The sequence below is a fragment of the Phaeobacter gallaeciensis DSM 26640 genome, from assembly GCF_000511385.1.
Classification (GTDB): domain Bacteria; phylum Pseudomonadota; class Alphaproteobacteria; order Rhodobacterales; family Rhodobacteraceae; genus Phaeobacter; species Phaeobacter gallaeciensis.
The window spans coordinates 22679-39913 of sequence record NC_023140.1; the positions used below are offsets into that span (position 1 = coordinate 22679).

14 protein-coding genes are annotated in these 17235 nt (G+C 61.8%); 6 read left to right on the forward strand and 8 right to left on the reverse strand.

Annotated features, from left to right (window positions below):
• Nucleotides 1-8: 8 nt before the first annotated feature.
• The 6 genes from GAL_RS20720 to GAL_RS20745 all read right to left on the reverse strand — a co-directional run bounded on the left by GAL_RS20720 (nucleotide 9) and on the right by GAL_RS20745 (nucleotide 9417).
• Complete coding sequence (locus GAL_RS20720; RefSeq protein ID WP_024099551.1) at nucleotides 9-857, reverse strand: sugar phosphate isomerase/epimerase family protein; 849 nt, start codon at nucleotides 855-857, stop codon at nucleotides 9-11.
• Nucleotides 854-2173: a DUF6005 family protein gene (locus tag GAL_RS20725; RefSeq protein ID WP_024099552.1), complete on the reverse strand. Its 1320-nt coding sequence runs from the start codon at nucleotides 2171-2173 to the stop codon at nucleotides 854-856. The genes GAL_RS20720 and GAL_RS20725 overlap by 4 nt, the downstream gene beginning before the upstream one ends.
• Nucleotides 2170-3474 (reverse strand): AMP-binding protein, encoded by a 1305-nt coding sequence (locus tag GAL_RS20730; protein WP_024099553.1) that lies wholly within the window; start codon nucleotides 3472-3474, stop codon nucleotides 2170-2172. The genes GAL_RS20725 and GAL_RS20730 overlap by 4 nt, the downstream gene beginning before the upstream one ends.
• A 2-nt stretch (nucleotides 3475-3476) precedes the next feature.
• Nucleotides 3477-5237, reverse strand: coding sequence for an IucA/IucC family protein (locus GAL_RS20735; RefSeq protein WP_024099554.1), 1761 nt, complete (start codon nucleotides 5235-5237; stop codon nucleotides 3477-3479).
• On the reverse strand, nucleotides 5224-7059 hold the full coding sequence (locus GAL_RS20740) for an IucA/IucC family protein (RefSeq protein ID WP_024099555.1): 1836 nt from the start codon (nucleotides 7057-7059) through the stop codon (nucleotides 5224-5226). The genes GAL_RS20735 and GAL_RS20740 overlap by 14 nt, the downstream gene beginning before the upstream one ends.
• A 363-nt stretch (nucleotides 7060-7422) precedes the next feature.
• Nucleotides 7423-9417 carry a TonB-dependent receptor plug domain-containing protein gene (locus GAL_RS20745; protein ID WP_024099556.1) on the reverse strand — a complete coding sequence of 665 codons (1995 nt, stop codon included), beginning with the start codon at nucleotides 9415-9417 and terminating at the stop codon, nucleotides 7423-7425.
• A gap of 270 nt (nucleotides 9418-9687) precedes the next feature.
• Between GAL_RS20745 and GAL_RS20750 the strand changes: the two genes are divergently transcribed.
• The 5 genes from GAL_RS20750 to GAL_RS20770 all read left to right on the forward strand — a co-directional run bounded on the left by GAL_RS20750 (nucleotide 9688) and on the right by GAL_RS20770 (nucleotide 14852).
• Nucleotides 9688-10671 carry a siderophore ABC transporter substrate-binding protein gene (locus tag GAL_RS20750; RefSeq protein WP_024099557.1) on the forward strand — a complete coding sequence of 328 codons (984 nt, stop codon included), beginning with the start codon at nucleotides 9688-9690 and terminating at the stop codon, nucleotides 10669-10671.
• Nucleotides 10664-11668 carry an ABC transporter permease gene (locus GAL_RS20755; RefSeq protein ID WP_096596935.1) on the forward strand — a complete coding sequence of 335 codons (1005 nt, stop codon included), beginning with the start codon at nucleotides 10664-10666 and terminating at the stop codon, nucleotides 11666-11668. Before GAL_RS20750 ends, GAL_RS20755 begins: the two co-directional genes overlap by 8 nt.
• Nucleotides 11661-12662 (forward strand): iron chelate uptake ABC transporter family permease subunit, encoded by a 1002-nt coding sequence (locus GAL_RS20760; RefSeq protein WP_024099559.1) that lies wholly within the window; start codon nucleotides 11661-11663, stop codon nucleotides 12660-12662. Before GAL_RS20755 ends, GAL_RS20760 begins: the two co-directional genes overlap by 8 nt.
• A complete protein-coding gene (locus GAL_RS20765) occupies nucleotides 12659-13417 on the forward strand; it encodes an iron ABC transporter ATP-binding protein (protein WP_024099560.1) in 759 nt (252 codons plus the stop codon). Before GAL_RS20760 ends, GAL_RS20765 begins: the two co-directional genes overlap by 4 nt.
• A 97-nt stretch (nucleotides 13418-13514) precedes the next feature.
• Entirely contained in the window at nucleotides 13515-14852 is a 1338-nt protein-coding gene (locus tag GAL_RS20770; protein WP_024099561.1) for an NAD(P)/FAD-dependent oxidoreductase, read from the forward strand.
• A gap of 93 nt (nucleotides 14853-14945) precedes the next feature.
• Here the strand turns inward: GAL_RS20770 and GAL_RS20775 are convergent, their stop codons facing one another.
• The gene (locus GAL_RS20775) at nucleotides 14946-15359 is read right to left on the reverse strand and encodes a DUF4345 domain-containing protein (protein ID WP_024099562.1); all 414 of its coding nucleotides are present in this window, start codon (nucleotides 15357-15359) and stop codon (nucleotides 14946-14948) included.
• 138 nt (nucleotides 15360-15497) lie between these two features.
• On the opposite strand from GAL_RS20775, the gene GAL_RS20780 reads away from it, so the two are divergent.
• Nucleotides 15498-16142 (forward strand): TetR/AcrR family transcriptional regulator, encoded by a 645-nt coding sequence (locus tag GAL_RS20780; protein ID WP_024099563.1) that lies wholly within the window; start codon nucleotides 15498-15500, stop codon nucleotides 16140-16142.
• A 43-nt stretch (nucleotides 16143-16185) separates the two neighbouring features.
• On the opposite strand, the gene GAL_RS20785 is transcribed toward GAL_RS20780, so the two are convergent.
• Nucleotides 16186-17229 carry a helix-turn-helix domain-containing protein gene (locus GAL_RS20785; RefSeq protein ID WP_024099564.1) on the reverse strand — a complete coding sequence of 348 codons (1044 nt, stop codon included), beginning with the start codon at nucleotides 17227-17229 and terminating at the stop codon, nucleotides 16186-16188.
• Nucleotides 17230-17235: the final 6 nt, after the last annotated feature.

Below are 17235 nucleotides of genomic sequence, written 5' to 3' on the forward strand. Positions count from 1 at the left end.
AGCGGATGCTAGCCCGCAGTGCCGGTTTGGCCTGCAGCGATTGGTTCCGCAGCAGTCAGGGCGCGGATCTCCGCGAGGTCATTTTTCAGGGTCTGAAACACATCATCGCCGAACCATTCCAGTGAGGCCTCGCAGGGACCGTCTTGCCACATCTCCCGCAGCAGGGCGCGGTAGTCATAGGCCCCTTCCATCAGCGGTACCATGCCGGTCCGACAGCCTGCCGCGCTGTAGACATTCGCGGGGGCAAAGACGGGCAGTCGGGTACGGTCGGAGACGTTTTTCAGGTGATAATGCGCAATTCTGGGCAACAGGGCCCGGCGCGCCGTCACCGGATCATCACCGCCTTCCCAGACGTGGAGCGCATCGAAGTTGATGGCCAATGCATCGTGGTCAGTGGCGTCAAGCAGCGCCGTTGTGGAGGCCAGCGTGTCGGCGAGCGTGCCGGGGTGGGTCTCCACCAGAAGGCGCAGGCCGTGATCAGCGGCGATAGCGCAGGCGTGACGCAGGGCGCGGGTGGTCTCTCGCCGTGCCCCTGCGGTGAGGGCAGCGCTGGCCTGCATGCCGGCAAAGGTGCGGATTTTGCCCGCGCCCCAGGTTTGCGCCAGCGCACACAGGGCACGGGTTCGGCGGGTCAGTTCCTGCTGGTCCTGCAGGGGCAGGTAGTCGCTGACCATCGGAATCGACAGCCCCTGTGCAGCCATCCATTGTGCGTTATGGATCGCCAGCGGTGACTGATTGCGGGCGTGAACACCCCAAAGCTCAATTCCCTGAAAGCCGGTATCCCGGGCCCAGAAGGCAATGTCCTTCAGGTCGATCAGCTGATGGCGAAAGGAAATCGTGCAGAGCGAAATCTTCATGCCGGTTCCCCTTTGAGCATGGTCCCCGTTTCAGGGCTTGAATTGGGAGCGATGGATGCGGTCTGAGTCGCGCGGCACCAGGTCTGAAACTGCGCCTGAAGCGCGGCCTTGATGGTGATTTCCAGGACGTTCAACGCATCCAGAGCCGTAAGCAGATCAGGCAGCAGGGCGCGGTCACGGGTATGGGCCACTTTGGCGGCCAGGAAATGCAGGCTGCGGAATCCTTCACACAGAGCCTCGACCTGATCGCAATGAGCATCAAACTCCGCAAAAGAGAGCCCCAGCGCGCGCCAGAAGAAGGCGAAAGCGTGTTCATAGGCATATTTGCGCAGAGACAGCACTGGCAATTCGCGCAGGGCGATGTCCAGATCCGGTAGCGCCAGCGGCCGCTCGGGGTGGCCGTGATAGGTTATGATCTGGCACAGGGCGTCCGTCAGCGGATTGTCGTCTGGACGGAAGGTTGCATTGAAATAGGCCACGAGGTCCTGAGGTTCGGGCGCGCGAGCGTGTGTGCTGTCGATGATATAGCCGCCCGCCACGCTGGGTTGCGCCATCGCCTTGAGGATGGCGGCACGCGGCAGCTCGCCCTGCCAGCGGTAATCTGGATCGTTCATATGCCAGATCTCGGGGTTGTCGGTCGGTTCAAGGATCACGAAATGTGGAAACGGGTCCTGATTATACTTTGTGTCCCGTTCCGGTAGGTGGAACATATCGAGCATCACCACCAACTGGCGATCACCTGAGGTGCTGTGGAGCAGCGTTTCGAAGTGGGCCAGATTGTCAGCCTTTGACTGGGTGTGATCGTACCACGGGCTGACGTTGATCTCATAGAGCCGGTTGATCCAGTCGATATAGTGATCTTGGGTCATATTGGCGTCGTGATAGGCGAGATGCTGATGAGGGGTGATAGCGAAATCACTGTCCCATGTGCCAAAGTAGAAGGGCCGGAAATCCAGCCCCTCGTGACGCCGGATTGCGGCGCAAAGACAGCTGACAAAGCAATGTACGGTGATCTCGCTCGGGTCTTGATTGGCGGGCGCTGCCTGCGGTTCGGAGGATATCGCAGCGGACGGGCGGCCCATCAGCACGTGGATCAGATCGGCAACGGTTGCGAAATCCTCTTTGCGGAAATCACGCTCGGGTATGTCGATGCCATGATCGGTTTCCAGATGGACCAACAGGTTGATCAGCACCACGGAATCGATATGCAGATCGTCGTTGAGCATGGCCTCAGGGCCGAATTGCGCCATATGCGGATTGGCCAATGGCCCTGCAAGGGTCTGCCGCATGGCGCTGAGCACGGTGTCGAAGGTCATGCGGGCACCTGATTTTCTGGGCTTTGGTTTTCAGTTTCGGCATAGCCGCGGGCGATTTCGCGGCGGCTGATCTTGCCATTGACCTGACGCGGCAGGACGGGGAGGCGGTGCAGCAGGGCAGGTTTCTGGTGATCCGCCAGCAGATTGGCGCATTGGGTGCGCAGTTGCGCCTCGCTGACGGTGGCGCTGACAAATAGCAGCCCCACCCGGGCACCTGCCTGCGGATCGGGCAGGCGAAAGGCGACGGCATCCTCAATCCCCGGCAGGCCCATGACCGCACGTTCGACATCCTGCGGATAGACGTTCAGCCCGGCTACGTTGATCATATCATCCGCACGGGCGGTGAAGACCAGCCCACCATCGGCGGCGAGATAACCCAGGTCGCCGGTCTCGACCCAGTTGGCCCTGATGGCGTCCATGGGGGTTGGTTCCTCCGCCGCCAGTCGAACGCGAACCGGGCCGGGGGTGTCAGGCGCGCCTGCCTGCAGGTCGAGATGTGGCAACGGCTGTCCAACGTCGCAGGGCGCCTGCAGATCCTGATTGATGGCAATGCAACCCACTTCGGAGCAGCCATATTGCTGGAACAAATGTCGGGTGCGGGCGCGGATCAGCTGGAACCACGGATCGGGTAGCACCGTGCCCGAGGTGACGGCGGCATTCAGCTTTGCGTCGCGCGGCAGCAGTTTGGCAAGTGTATGCAGCATTGCGGGCGATGTATAAAGCACCGGGTTTGGCACTTCGCGCAGGCGGCGTAGGATGTATTTCGGGTTCACGGCGTCAATGATGACCGGCACATGATCGCGGTGCAGGGCTACCAGAACCCCCGGAATCAGCCCATAGGAATGGGTGACCGGACAGGCGATCACCGGCGTCATCTCAGCGGCGCTGGCAAAGAAGTTGGCGTAGTGGCTGACCTCTGTTGCGATGCTGTCCCAGCTGCGGGTGATCACTTTGGCCGCGCCCGTGGTGCCCGAACTCATCTGCACCAGAACATCGGTACGGGGGTGTGCGCTGACGGTCTGGCTGGGCTGCAGGGGCAGCGGCTGTGGAACAAGATCGTCCTCCAGAAACCAATTGCATCCAGCTTTGGTCGCCATCTGTTTAGCGGCCTCTGCCGGGATATCGGCGTGGATCGGGAAAACGCCGGCCTTGTGGTTCTTCAGGTAGAGCAGGGTTGCGAGGCCGAGGCCGGTGTCGCGCATCCGCAGGGCGTAGCGGTGCTGCAGACCGTCGCCAAGCGCCGTTTGCAGTCGTGGGTGCAGGGCGGTGGGATCAAGGGGGGTGTCATTCAACACAAACATGGTCAGCTGTCCTTTGCAGTGGCCAGAGGGTTGTCGATCAGATGGCGATAGGCGCCGGTCCGGTCGGGGTCGATTTTGCGGGTGATCAGGCTTTCGGCATGGATCTGCGGCGCAAAGGGGGAGAGAGCGGCCATGCGCTGGACCTGTCCGTGGTCGGCGCCGTAGCGGTCCAGCCGTGCGCGCAGGCGCTGCCAGAAACAGGATTCAGGCAGGTCGAACTGGCGCTGCATGAGGTCCGACAGATCCGCAAGATTGAAGACAAACAGGGTGTCCATCACCAGCTCCCGGAGCCCGTCACCGCAGGCCAGCGCGTGGAACTGATCCAGCGGTGCGGTGGCAAAAACGGGGTCAATCTCTGCCAGATCCGGGCAAAGGTCCGGACGTGACAGCAGCGGCGCCACATATTCCACACCATCGTGGAAATCTCGGGTGATGATGCCGGTGGGCCAGCCATTATCATGCTGCAAGATGAGGTTTTGGCCGTGGGCCTCCAGCCCGATGCCATGGGCCACCATCAGATGCCAGACTGGCAGCACTGCCGTCTCGATCAACTGAGCCAGCCAGCGGTCGCGGCCATGGGTCGCGATCCAGGGCGCGATCAGGGGTTGGCCGTCATCCTCGGTCAGGGAAAGTGCGTTGAAGGGCATCATCTGCGTATCCGGCAGGCCAAGCGCAGCCGGACTGCGCCGCCAGATCGCTGCCAGATGACCCTCCAGCGCTGTGCCGCGCCCGGCGATGATCCCGGCGTATTCTGGCAGCAAAGTCAGCGGGTAGTCGTGCTGCAGCAGCGGGTCGGCGGCAATCACCTTGGCCAGCCAGTCAGATATCACCGGTGCAATGGCCACGGTTTCGGGGATCAGCGTGCGCAGGGACGAGGTGTTGCGCATCGCCAGTGCGGTTTTGACATGGGCGCGCTGCGGCTGGTCGGCGTTCATCAGCGTGCGGACCGATTGCGTGGCGCTGTAGTGATCACCGATTTCGCCAATCATCAGCAGCTGGCCATCCGATTGCCACGCAAGGATGAGCGGATCCTGCGCCAGCTGGCCCCATTGCCAAGGATGCACCGGCAGCAGGGCATAGCCTCGCGTCCCCAGATCAATGTCATGATTTGCAGCGATCCCTTGGATGCGGTTCCATTCTGGCTGTCCCAACTCGCGGGGCCAGAACTCATCATCAGGTAGGTTTTGCTGGATCAGATCAGGGTGGAACAGCAGCCCGATCAGGCGAAAGCGCTGGCCTGCTTCCGGCCCAAAGCGCAGATGATCGTCATCGCTGAAGCCGCTGCGAGCCTTGTAGCACGGATGGTAGGGGTGACCTTCGTGAAGGGCGCGCTCCATCTGCGCGACGCCCAGCTGGTGCCGCCGGATCAACCGGGGGATCTGCTGGTGGTTTAGGTCATCCAGTTCCGCGGTGCGCCGCAGATCGGTCCGCAGGCCCGCCAACGCAGCATCAGGGGCGTCGATCGACGAGAGCACATCCTCCAGATCGGCAGGTTGCCAGCTGTGATCGCGCGCGATTTCGATGCTGCCGGGCGCCAGCCGGTAGCGGCTGAAAGCGCCGCAGCGACCCTGCGCGCGAAACATTGCAGGGCCGAGATGCCAGCACAGCCTGCCGTCCTGCTCGGTGATCATCCTTGCGCAACCTTCGCTCAGCAGCGCTTCACAAAGCTGTCGCAGCACGCGCTGCATCGCAACGGTCGAGCCGTGGAGCGGGAGGGCAGCGTCCGGGGTGGTCGTCGGCGTGGCATAGTCAGGCAAAGACATCGGCAACCGCCTCCGTGGTTTGGGGTTGCAGCGCAGCAAGCGGGTTGGGCATATCGAGAAAAACCCCCTCCTGCGTCTCGGTTTGCAACTCGTCGAGATCATGCAAGCGGGTCAGCAAATTGGCTTTTGTCGCCAGTCTGGGGGCCTGCAACAGCTCGCTGACCAATGCGCGGGCGGCGCCGGTCAACCGGGGCATCATCTGCTGCAGATGGTCCCGCAGCTGGAGCAGCAGAGCCTGTTCCGGCACCAGCCCATCACAGCCCATGCGCCAGATCACTGCAAAGATCTGATTGACCACAAGGTAGTAGGTCAGCCGCGCATTGATATGGCCGCGGCTGAACACCAGAGCGGGCACATTGGCGAGGCTCGGCTCGATCTCGCGCAGCTGGGTGAACGCGTCTTCGGTGATGAAATAACCCTGATTGTCACGATAGTATCCGCGTTGCGGCAGGCCTGTGGAAAGGTCCAGAAGTGCGTTCTGCTGATGCGCCTCCAGCGCGATGCCATGCCGGTCATAGAGCGTCAGAACCGGGGTCAGCATGCACGCGAGATAGGCCTTGAACCAACGCGCTGCGGTTTGCCTGCGCGTGGTCCGGCTGCGAGTGGCAAGATCGCGGATCTGCGTGGCAAGCAGCGAGGCGCGCCCGGGGTGGGGATCAGCGGTGAGGGCCGCTAGCGTAAAGATCCCGTCCCCGGCCGTGCCCTGAAACGGATTGCGGCGGAAGATCACCTCAAACCCGCTTTCGCGGCCCTTTGGGTCGGTCACGGTCAGATAGGCGGGGTCGTCAATAATCTGAAACTGCGGCAGGCTGTCCGCGACGTTCAACTTGCGCAGCAGTCGGGCCATAGCGACGCCCTGCTGCAACTCGCTGGTGAGGGTGACGCGCAGCGAATTGGTCAGCCGCACGGGAACCGAGAATTTCAGCATCCATGGACAGTTTGCGGAAAAGACCGTCCGAAGAGAGGAACTGGGTGTGAAACGGGGGCCAGCAGGACCAAGGTCGCGCAGCTGACCGCTGGCGAGCAGAGCTTGCACCGTAGGGGTCAATAACAGCGCCTGCGCCTGCAACGGATGCGCCGGGATCAGCTGCTCATCGGGGCGCAGGGAGAGGTCATCCAGCAGGTTGTCTTTGAGGCCGGGAATTTCGTTCAGGATTTCTGAGATCGGTGCGACAACACTGTCGTGACGGATGATATCGGCCCGCGCGGCAAAGAGATGCAGCTGGAATTCACCGGCATACTCAGGGGCATAGGCAACCTGTTGCCAGTCTGTCAGGCCATCCCGGCTTTTGGGTGTGGGATGCAGCCAGTGGCCATAAACCAGCGATTGTTCGGCCTGATGAAACCCGGTGGGGCGGGCGGTGGTCGCTGTGTGGTGAAGGGCGGCTTCGATCTCGGCATTGCTGTTGAAAATGGCACGCAGAAACGCGGGGAGCTTGGCGGGATCCGTTGCCCCGGTGCGATGGAAACACTCCTGAGCGATCAGGCTAATCACTTGCGTCGGCGGGGCCGACTGCCAGTAGCGCTCACCGTTGAAGCGCAGCTGAGCGGTGCCGAATTTCAGCGGACCGGTCATCGAGATGTAGCGCAGGTGAAGGCGCAGCGTTGCTGGGGTATGCCCCAGCGCGATGTCGACCTGAGGGCGATGATCCGCGGATGATGGCTTTCGGTCTCCGGGTAATGCGGGGCATTCCCGCAAGAAACCATTGACCAGCGCCTGAAGACTGGCGGCCAGCGCCGTCTCTGCAGCGATGGCACAACCAGAAGTATCGGCCTGTGCCGATGTTGGCGCGGGGATAAGCGCGGGTTGATAGGCGATCATGGGTGTGGCCCCACAAGCCCGGCGGTCCCCGAAAACCGGGTAAGCCGGGTGGGGTGGTGTTGAATTTGGTGCATCTCTCACAGCGTTCCGCAGCCGTGCCAGACAGGGGCAAATGTCCACCAGGCATAGTGATCCCGGCAGGTGGCTCTGACTGGCGATTTGAAATGGGAACTAGCGAGATGCTGGCGGCTAAGCGGCGGTGAGGTCCCGACCGCATTGGCATGATGTCATGCGCGCTAACTAGAAAATTCCAGCATGATTCAAAAGGTGTTTTATCGCTATAGGTGTATTCTTGCCGAAGCGGGCGCGCCCTTAGAAAAGGCGCGCCCGCAGGTCAGGATCATGGGCGATCAGGCCCGCGTCTCAGAAAGAGACATTGGCCACGAGCGAGACAGAACGGCCTGGCTCTTTGAGGGTCGGGAAGCCGGGATAGTCGCCGCCATAGGTGGCGCGGTCGGCGTATTGACGATCAAAGACGTTGTTGATCTCGGCACGGATCGTCACGTTGTCGTAGGCCGCCGGGCGGTATTCAGCGAAGAGGTTGAGCACCTCGTAACCTTCCAGCTTGGTTGTTGGGTCGACTTCGTTCAGCTGTTGGTCATAGCTGAAGGCAGCATCGACATGGCCGCCGACAACAAGGTTCCACTGTGGCAGCTCCTGCTGAACCTCCAGCGCGAGGACCTGACCAAGCGGAGCGCCTGAATCCAGCACATAGTAGCTGGAGGTTGCGGCGCCGTTCACCTTAGTTTCGCTGTCGCTGAAGGTCAGACGGGCAAAGCCGCCATCCCAACCATAAGTCGCGCCAAGGTTGTAGCCCTTGCTTTCAAAATCGAAGTTGGTGACGGAAGGGCCCGCGAGGTCGCGGGTATCGTCGATCTTGGTCTGGAAGACCTCAGCGCCGAGGGTCCAATTGCCGCTCTGCCAGTCCGCGCCGACGACCACATTGCTGGCGCGTCTGGGTTTCAGAGCTGAGTAATCCCAGTCGCGATAGAACAGGAAGTTGTCCTCAATCCCGATACCGCCAAAGACGTTGGAATAACCTGCCCGCAACGACAGTGCATTATTGACGTCATAGACGATCGAGAGGTTGCCGCTCAGACCGGAGCTGTCCTGCTCATAGGGGCTGCCGCTTTGGCCAAAATCCTGCCCGGTGAAGGCATTCCAGTCATAACGCAGACCGGCGGAGACTTTGAGCCGGTCACTAGGTTGTAGGCGGGCCTGAGCAAAGACGCCAATGGTCTGGCTGGTCTCGGAGGGGCGGTTGGTGCCCCAGAAGTCACCGCTGGCGGAGCTTTTCTGATCCTGAAAATCGATCCCGGCCGTGATGGTGTCGCTCTCCGACAGGTGGAAGCGGTTCTGGAATGTGGCGGAATAGGTCCGGGTGACACCCACGCTGGTTTCGGTGGTGCCGATGCTGCCGATCTCATTCTCGGAAAAGCCGATGGTGGCCGAGGGATCCCAGTTGCCGCCGCCGTTCACATTCTCATAGCGCAGCGAATAGACGGTACGTTTGGTGTCGTAGACCGTGCCGAGCGGATTGAAGGGTGCTGTGCCGAAGTTTGCGCGACGGTTGCGCAGAGCGGTGTCTTGCATCTGCTGGCCGGAGAATTCGAACCGGTGCCCGGTGTCGCTTTCATAGGCCAGTTTCAGCAAGCCTGCGGTCAGGTCGCTGCGGGTGCCGCTGACGACATTGCCAGCACCATCGGTGTAGTCGTCGCCAGTCATGCGCTTGCCATAAAGCAGGATCTCAAAGCCGTTGGACTGCCCTGCCAGCGTCAGCGAGGTGCCGAAGGTATCGCCATTTTCGCCGTAGCTGAGGCGTGTTTTGCCGCCAATGGCCTGTCCTTCGGTCAGGATATCTTCGGCATCGATGGTTTCCATCACGACCCGGCCAGCAAGCGCACCGGGACCTGCATCGGCGGGGGCCACACCGGGGTCAACCCGAACGGATTTCATCAGACCGGGGTCAAAGGCATTGGCGCTGGCGTGGTGGAACACGCGGTTGTTCTGGCTGACGCCGTCCACCTGAATGGCCAGTTTCAGCATGTCGATCCCGTTGACGTAGATTTTCTGTGCGACGGGAATGGCGCCACCAACCGAAACGGATGCGATGCCCGCAAACAGATCCTTAAGATCACCCATCGCGGCGCGCTCGATTTCGGCATCTGCGACATAGACGGCGGTGGCGCGGTCTGCGGCATCACCATCGGCGTCGCGCTGCTTCACGATGATCGGGTCCAGCGACAGGACGCCATCGTCCTCTGCGTGGCCTTTGGTTGCGGAAAACACCGTCAGGGCCGTGCTGCACAGCAGACCGGTCAGGAGGATGGATGATTTTTGTGCTGTGGTATGTGCCATGGTAACCCGCGTGATAAACTGGTGTTAGCTTGGGGAAACCTGGCTGCGCCCGCTTTCGGACTGTCGATCTCATAGTGAGCAATACGCCCTCGTGCAAGCAGGGCGATAAAATTATTTTCTGCTGTCTCCCTAAACCCTGCGTCACTTGTCGCGCGGGACAGAGCGCCGGTGGGAATGATCTCTGGACTTTTGCTGGCGCCCGGCCTAACAAACGGGCGATTTTGAGCCAGCCTGATTGCCAGCCGTTATCCATCTGACGGGATTGAACACATGGCAAAATGGACGCGATTGCAGCTGGCCGCTGCATTGATGCTTGGACTGGCGGGTACGGCCACGGCAGATCAGACCACCACAGGGACAGACCGCGCCACCGTGCCTGTCATGACCGCTTTGGGTATGCGGGATCTGCCCGCGCAGCCCCAGAAAATTGTGGTGCTGGACATCGCTGCCGTCGATACGCTGGCAGCTTTGGACGTGCCCATGGCCGGGCTGCCGTCGCGGCTTTATGTGGATTATCTGGACAAACAGCAGGCTGAGGCGGCGCCAATGGGGACGCTGTTTGAGCCGGATTTCGAGGCAATTGCAGGACTGGCGCCGGATCTGATCGTGGCGGGTGGGCGTTCCTCCCGTCAAGTTGAGGCGCTGTCGGAGATCGCGCCCACCATTGATATGACCATCTGGGGCGCCAGCCACGTCGATCTGGCGTTGTCGCGACTGCGCAGCTATGGCGCACTGATGGGGCGCGGGGAGGCGGCGGCAGCCCTTGAAACCGCGTTTCTGGCCAAGCTGGAGGCGGCGCGGGCTGCCGTAGACGGGCGCGGACGGGCGTTGATCGTGATGACAAATGGGCCGAAAGTGACCACCTATGGCGCGCAGTCTCGCTTTGGCTGGTTGCACGGCGCGCTCAACCTGCCGGAGGCGATGATCGAGCAGTCGGAGGCAACCTCTGGCGATGCAGCCGAAGCCGCAAAGGCAGCAGAGGCCGCAACTCATGGTGAGGCGATTTCCTTTGAATATATCGCGCAGGCCAATCCCGACTGGCTGATTGTCATCGACCGGGCCAACGCCATCGGGCAGGACAATCAAGCCGCTGCGGCGACGCTGGACAATGCGCTGGTGACCGGAACCGAAGCCTGGAAAAAAGGTCAGGTCATTTATCTCGACTCCGCTGCGATCTACATTGCGGGCGGTGGCATTCAGTCGATGACCGCCACGCTGGAGCAGATCCGTGCAGGTTTTGCCGCCGGTGGCTGAGGCCACGGGATCAACAATCGGGCTAGGCAAGCCGGGCAGATCCGCACGCGGTGCGATCTGCCTGTGCCTGTTGCTTTTGGTGTTGCTGGCGGGGTTGAGCTGCGCGATCGGGGTTAATCAGGCCTCACCGCTTGCGCTGTTGCAGGACCCCAAGGCGGCGCAGCTGCTGCTGATCAGCCGCATCCCGCGCACACTGGCGGTGATCCTGACCGGAGCCACGATGGCGGTTGCCGGGGTGATCATGCAGCTCCTGGTGCGCAACCGCTTTGTCGAACCGGGCACCACCGGCACCAATGAGGCGGCCATGCTGGGGTTGCTGGGGGCAACTCTGCTGGCACCCGCGCTGCCGATCTTTGCCAAGATGCTATGTGCGGCGGTGGCGGCCTTGCTGGGGACGCTGGTGTTTCTGGCACTGGCCCGGCGCATCCCCCCGCATCAGCCGCTGTTGGTGCCACTGGTGGGTCTGGTCTATGGGGGCATTCTGGCCGCCGCTGCCGGGTTCATCGCGTTTCAGGCCGATCTGCTGCAATATCTCGCGATCTGGATGAGTGGCGAATTCTCCGGCGTGCTGTCTGGGCGGTACGAGTTGTTGTGGCTGGCCGGGCTGCTGGCGGGGCTGGCCTATCTGGTGGCGGATCAATTCACCATTGTGGGGCTGGGCGAGATGGCCAGCCGGGGGCTTGGCCTGCGTTACGGGCAGGTGCTTGGCTTTGGCGTGGTGGTGGTGTCGCTGGTGTCGGCGTTGGTGATCGTGACTGTTGGTGTTCTGCCCTTTGTCGGGCTGGTGGTGCCCAATCTGGTGTCACGGATCATGGGCGACAACCTGCGTGACAGCCTGCCGGTGGTGGCGGCGACTGGGGCGGGGTTGCTGCTGGTCTGTGACATGCTGGGCCGATTGCTGCGCGCCCCTTACGAGATCCCGGCGGGCACGGTTTTCGGGCTGTTTGGGGCGGCGCTGTTTCTGGTGATGCTGCTGCGACGGTCCGCCCATGGCTGAGGTAGCTCTGTCGCGCATGAAAGGGCGGCGGCTGGTGCCGCTGGACCGCCGGTTGCTGGTACTGGTGGGGCTGCTGATTGGTGCGGCTGCCGGTTTCATCAGCTGGGGGTTGCCGTGGTCCGACGGGGTGCCGTCGGCTTATATCCTGCAGCTGCGGGCAACAAAGCTGGCGGGGCTAATATGTGTCGGTACGGCCATTGGCCTGGCGACGGTGCTGTTTCAAACGCTGAGCAACAACCGGATTCTGACGCCCTCGATCATGGGATTTGATGCGCTGTTTCTGCTGATGCAGTCGGTCCTAGTGATGATGTTCGGGCTGGCGTCGATGGCCCAGCTGTCGGGGTTTGCGGGGTTTCTGTTGAATGCCGGCGTGATGATGGCGGCCGCGCTGGTGTTGTTCACCGGTCTGCTGCGGCGCACCCGCGGTGACATCCAGCTGATGATCCTTGTTGGTGTGGTGATTGCTGTATTGCTGCGCACCCTGGCGGTGTTTCTACAACGGCTGATGGATCCCTCGGCCTTTGCCGTGGTGCAGACGCGGATGTTTGCGCAGTTCGGCAGTATCGACCGTGGCGCGCTGCTGGCCGCTGCGGTAGTGACCCTGCTGGCGACGCCCTGGCTGTTGCGACGCGCGGCGCTGCTGGATGTGGCCGCATTGGGACGCGATCAGGCCCGCAGTCTGGGGGTCAGATACGACCGGCTGCAAATGCAGCTGCTGTGCATTATCGCCGCGCTGGTCTCGGTCTCGACGGCGCTGGTGGGGCCGATTGCCTTTCTCGGGTTGTTGGTCACCAGCCTCGCTCACAGCCTGATGCAAAGCCATCGGCACGCATTGCTGCTGCCCGCCTCGGCGTTGATTGCCGCCATTATTCTGGTCGCCGGACAAACCCTGTTTGAGCGGCTTTTGCAGCTCCAATCCAGCCTTGCGATCGTGATTGAATTCTGCGGTGGCCTGCTGTTCATCCTGTTGCTGCTGAAAGGAAAACTGAGATGATCGATGTGACAGGCCTGTCGTTCACGCTGGGGGGTAAACCAATTCTGGACACGGTGGATGCCTGCCTGCCCGCAGGTCAGATCACCGCGCTGATCGGTCCGAACGGGGCCGGGAAATCGACGTTGCTGAAGCTGATCGCGCAGCAGCTGACGGCAAGCTGGGGGCGGATCAGCCTGTCGGGATGTGATCTGCGCAGTATCAAACCGGAAGAGCTGGCGCGCCGAATGGCGGTGGTCGGTCAACAGTTGGACGTCGCGAGCCGGGTGCGAGTGCGCGATCTCGTTGGTTTCGGGCGTTGGCCGCACAGCCGGGGGCGGCTGGGTGCGGAGGATCAGGCCGCCATTGCCGATGCGCTGGCGCTGTTTGAACTGGAGGATCTGCGCGACCGGTTCCTGGATGAATTGTCCGGCGGTCAGCGGCAACGGGCGTTTATCGCGATGGCCTATGCGCAGGATACCGATTGGTTGCTACTGGATGAACCGCTCAACAATCTCGACCTCAACCACGCGCGCAATCTGATGGCGCAGCTGCGGCATCTCGCGGATACCCGCGGCAAGAGCATCGTGATCGTGCTGCATGATCTCAACTATGCGATCAGCTGGGCTGATCATGTCGTCGCTCTTGCTGCTGGCCGCGTTGCCTTTGCCGGACCGGTGGCGGAGGTGGCGACAAGCGAAAGCCTCAGCGCGCTTTATCAGACGCCGGTTGCCCTGCGCGAGGTCGAAGGCCGCCCCATCGCCTGCTATCACGGCTGACGCGGCCCGCCTGCCCAAGGCTTCTGCGCGGGATTGACGGCGCCCCGGTTGCTGCGGATAGATCCGGGGCAGGACCTGATTGTGAGGGCGCGCCCGGATGAGACGTATTTACGAACCCCTTGCCTATACCGACCGGCCTATCAGCGGGCGGTATTGGGACCGTTTCCTACCGGATCCGGCGCCACGATACGCGCCGCTGCGGGACGAGGTCACGGCAGAATTTGCCGTGATTGGCGGCGGCTACACCGGGTTGTCGGCGGCGCTGACACTGGCGGAGGCCGGGGCCGATGTGGTGCTTCTGGATGCGCAGCGCCCGGGCTGGGGGGCGTCTGGGCGCAACGGCGGGCTGGTGTCCGTTGGCAGCGCGAAGCTGGCGGATGATGCGATCCTGCGCCGCTATGGGCAGGCGGATGCGGAACAGTTTTTCGCAGCGGAGCGGGCCGCCGTTGATCTGGTGGAGAGCTATGTGGAGCGGCTGGCGCTGGAGGTCGATCGTCACTCACGCGGCTATACATTCGTCGCCCACCGCCCCGATCGCCTGACGGAGCTGCATGACTACGGGCAGGAGTACACCCGTCGCTATGGTCTGCCCTATGAGTTTATCCCGCAGGAAGAGATGGCCGCCCATGGGCTGAACAGCCCGGAGTTTCATGGCGCAGTCAACCTGCCGGTTGGCTTTGCGCTGAACCCGATGAAATTCGTGCTCGGCCTCACCCGCGCGGTGGAGGCTGCCGGGGTGCGGATGTTCTCCGACACGCCGGTGCAGGCCATCATCCCGGCGGCGGGCGGCTATCTGTTGCAGGGACCGAAAGGGCAGGTGCGCGCCCGGCATCTGCTGGTTGCCACCAATGGCTATTCTTCGGATGATCTGCCCGGGGCGCTGGCGGGGCGCTATCTGCCGGTGCAGTCCAATATCATGGTGACCCGCCCGTTGAGCGAGGCAGAAATTGCTGATCAGGGCTGGTGGAGTGAGCAGATGGTCTGCGACAGCCGCACGCTGCTGCATTATCTGCGTCTGTTGCCGGATCGTCGCCTGTTGTTGGGGCTGCGCGGCTCGGTTCGGGTAAGCGAGGAGAATATCGCCGTCACCGAGGCGAAGGCGCGGGCCGATTTTGACCGGATGTTCCCGGCCTGGCGTGCGGTCGAGACAGAGCATTTCTGGTCCGGCCTCATCTGCATGACCCGCAATCTGGTGCCCTTTGCCGGGGCGATACCGGGGATGGATAATGCCTTTGCGGCGCTTGGCTATCATGGCAGCGGTGTCTGTATGGCACCTTATGCCGGGGCGCTGATCGCCGATCAGGCGTTGGGGCGTCACACGCGGCCGCACCCGGATCTGATGCAGCGGCCCCTGCGCCGGTTTGAGCTGGGCCGCTGGCGGCGGTTGTCGCTGCCGCTGGCCTTTGGCTGGTATCATATCAAGGATCGGCTCTGATCCGATGCCGGATCGGCGCGCAGGTGGCGACGGAGGCTGGCACAGGGCAGCGCAATCCCTAGCGGGCTGAGCGTGATGCAACATCTGCTTTCATCAGATTGGCCGATGGGTCGCCACAAAAATCCACCATCCCAATATTGGGAAGAGAACAAGCTCAGCGATGAGTGATGGCGCGATGTCCATGCTGAAGAGCACTCCGGTATCGGCAGCGGACAGCCGCATCACCCCGCCTGTGAACACCATTGCGACGAGTGTCAGCAAGATGGATCGCATCTGACGCAAGCGCGTGGCGCCAAGGATCATGAGTATGCCAACGGCCATCCAGACACCAGCAATGAACCTGACATGGTTGTCGCGCACGGCGAATATCTCCAGGTCAGTCACCTCAAGAAACGGGTCTGCGCCCTGCCATCCAAGTGTCTGTATCCCGCCCAGAGCAACATTCAGACCCAGTGCGATAATGATGATCCCGGTGAGGGTCAAAACTGTTCTCAAGGCGTAGTGCATGATGGCTCTCTGTCTTGATTGAGGTGTGAGGGCAGAAGCGTGAATAGGTATTATCTTACGCGTATAGTTATTGGTCGCGCTTGGCAATTAAAATTATACGCGTATAATTTATTTTTATGTTGAGAGATGAGCCCTGCCATGACCGGTGATGTGACCAAGCAAGGGGCAACGCCCAGGCGCGGGCGGCCTGCCTTGTCCGAAGATGCGTTGCAACAGCGCCGGGAGGAGATCACCACCGTAGCCCTGCATCTGTTCATACAGGAGGGGTTCGCATCGGTTTCGATGCGTCGGCTTGGCAAGGAGGTGGGGCTAACGCCGATGGCGCTCTACAGGTATTTCCCCAGCAAAATGGAGATCCTATCCACGATCTGGGCGCATATTCTCGGCGCAGCCTTCAAGGAGGTAGATTCCGCCGCGACGGGCGTGCAGACGCCAGTGGACAGATTGCGCAGCGCCAGCCATTCCTATGTCGACTACTGGTTCCGCAATATTGACCACTATCACCTTGTCTTCATGAGTTCAGGTGTCAGCAAAAAGGACGTCACCTCATTTGTGTCGCGGGAGTCCGTGATCGATGCCTATGAGATCTTTTTCAATACTGTCGCCAGCGGGCTGGAGCTTCCGCGCTGTCACGAACGGGTGAAGATCGCAACCGATGGCCTGATTTGCCAACTTCACGGGATCATGCATTCGCTGATCACCATGCAGGGGGTTGAGTGGACCCCTCGCGGGCAACTTGTTGATCTGGCTGTCGATAGCGTGGTGGGGCACATAGACCGGTGACCGTGACAGGATGACGGATGGCCGTCACGCCACAGCTCTTGCGTTACATTGTGCGGGGTTCGAGGGCTGTGGTCTCGGACTGGCGAAACCGGCGCGGGCGCATGGTTTCGGGGGCCACGCCGCGAAAGGCGCTGCGGCGGATCACGTCGGGGGAATGGCCATAGGTTTCGCGGATATGCTGGCTGAGGCTTTGATAGCTGCCAAATCCGGTGGCCACAGCAACCTGACGCACCGGAATATCGGTCTGGGTCAGCAGCTGATGGGCGCGCTCCACCCGCAGCGCGCGATACACGCTGAGCGGTGAGCGGTCGAAATGGCGGGTAAATCGGCGCTGCAGGCAGCGGGTGGAGACATTGAGAGTGTCAGCCAAGGTAGCGACTGAGAGCGGCACCTCGATGTTGTCCTGCATCACCGCAAGGCATTGGGTGATCAGCGTATCGCCTGCGGATTTCTGTTCAAGGTTCAGGGCAACGCGGCTTTTGGTCGGGCGTTTGCCGGTATCAAGGCCAAGGTAATGCGCCATGCCATCAGCGGCCAGACGTCCGCAATCGGCGGCAACGATGTCCAGCAGCATCCGCGGTGTGGCGAAATTGCAGATCGCCGAATGCACCGTGCCGGAGACAGCGGTTGCGGCGCCGTCTTGATCTTGACGCAGGCTGCATTCCCCGGCTGAGGCAAGGAAATTCGGGTGGATTGCCAGATCATGGTCATCGCCACGCGCCAGCGCATCCAACAGGAACACGGCACCGCCGACAAAGGCGCTGCGGTCTGCCAGTCGCATCACCTGATTGACGCGGGCGCGCTCCTTGGGAGACAGCTGCCAGCGGCTGTGAATATCGCCGAGAAACACCACGAGAGAGCGCGGCCGGGCACCGGCTGGACCACTGGAGAGCATATCCAGACCACAGACACGCACCCGGTATTGCACCCCGTCCAACAGCTCATTCGCGGCCTCGAACAGATCCAGGATGATCTGGGCGGAGGAACGCGGCGCGCCTTCGGGAAGGACGACGTCGATGTGGCGCAAGGCGCGGCCATGGGCCAATGCAAAATCGGTATCGCCGTGGTGCGGGGAGTGGATGGTCATCTGTCT

Coding starts and splice junctions, on each gene's coding strand:
- GAL_RS20720 (WP_024099551.1), bottom strand. CDS start 857: ATGAAGATTTCGCTCTGCACGATTTCCTTTCGCCATCAGCTGATCGAC.
- GAL_RS20725 (WP_024099552.1), bottom strand. CDS start 2,173: ATGACCTTCGACACCGTGCTCAGCGCCATGCGGCAGACCCTTGCAGGG.
- GAL_RS20730 (WP_024099553.1), bottom strand. CDS start 3,474: ATGTTTGTGTTGAATGACACCCCCCTTGATCCCACCGCCCTGCACCCA.
- GAL_RS20735 (WP_024099554.1), bottom strand. CDS start 5,237: ATGTCTTTGCCTGACTATGCCACGCCGACGACCACCCCGGACGCTGCC.
- GAL_RS20740 (WP_024099555.1), bottom strand. CDS start 7,059: ATGATCGCCTATCAACCCGCGCTTATCCCCGCGCCAACATCGGCACAG.
- GAL_RS20745 (WP_024099556.1), bottom strand. CDS start 9,417: ATGGCACATACCACAGCACAAAAATCATCCATCCTCCTGACCGGTCTG.
- GAL_RS20750 (WP_024099557.1), top strand. CDS start 9,688: ATGGCAAAATGGACGCGATTGCAGCTGGCCGCTGCATTGATGCTTGGA.
- GAL_RS20760 (WP_024099559.1), top strand. CDS start 11,661: ATGGCTGAGGTAGCTCTGTCGCGCATGAAAGGGCGGCGGCTGGTGCCG.
- GAL_RS20765 (WP_024099560.1), top strand. CDS start 12,659: ATGATCGATGTGACAGGCCTGTCGTTCACGCTGGGGGGTAAACCAATT.
- GAL_RS20770 (WP_024099561.1), top strand. CDS start 13,515: ATGAGACGTATTTACGAACCCCTTGCCTATACCGACCGGCCTATCAGC.
- GAL_RS20775 (WP_024099562.1), bottom strand. CDS start 15,359: ATGCACTACGCCTTGAGAACAGTTTTGACCCTCACCGGGATCATCATT.
- GAL_RS20780 (WP_024099563.1), top strand. CDS start 15,498: ATGACCGGTGATGTGACCAAGCAAGGGGCAACGCCCAGGCGCGGGCGG.
- GAL_RS20785 (WP_024099564.1), bottom strand. CDS start 17,229: ATGACCATCCACTCCCCGCACCACGGCGATACCGATTTTGCATTGGCC.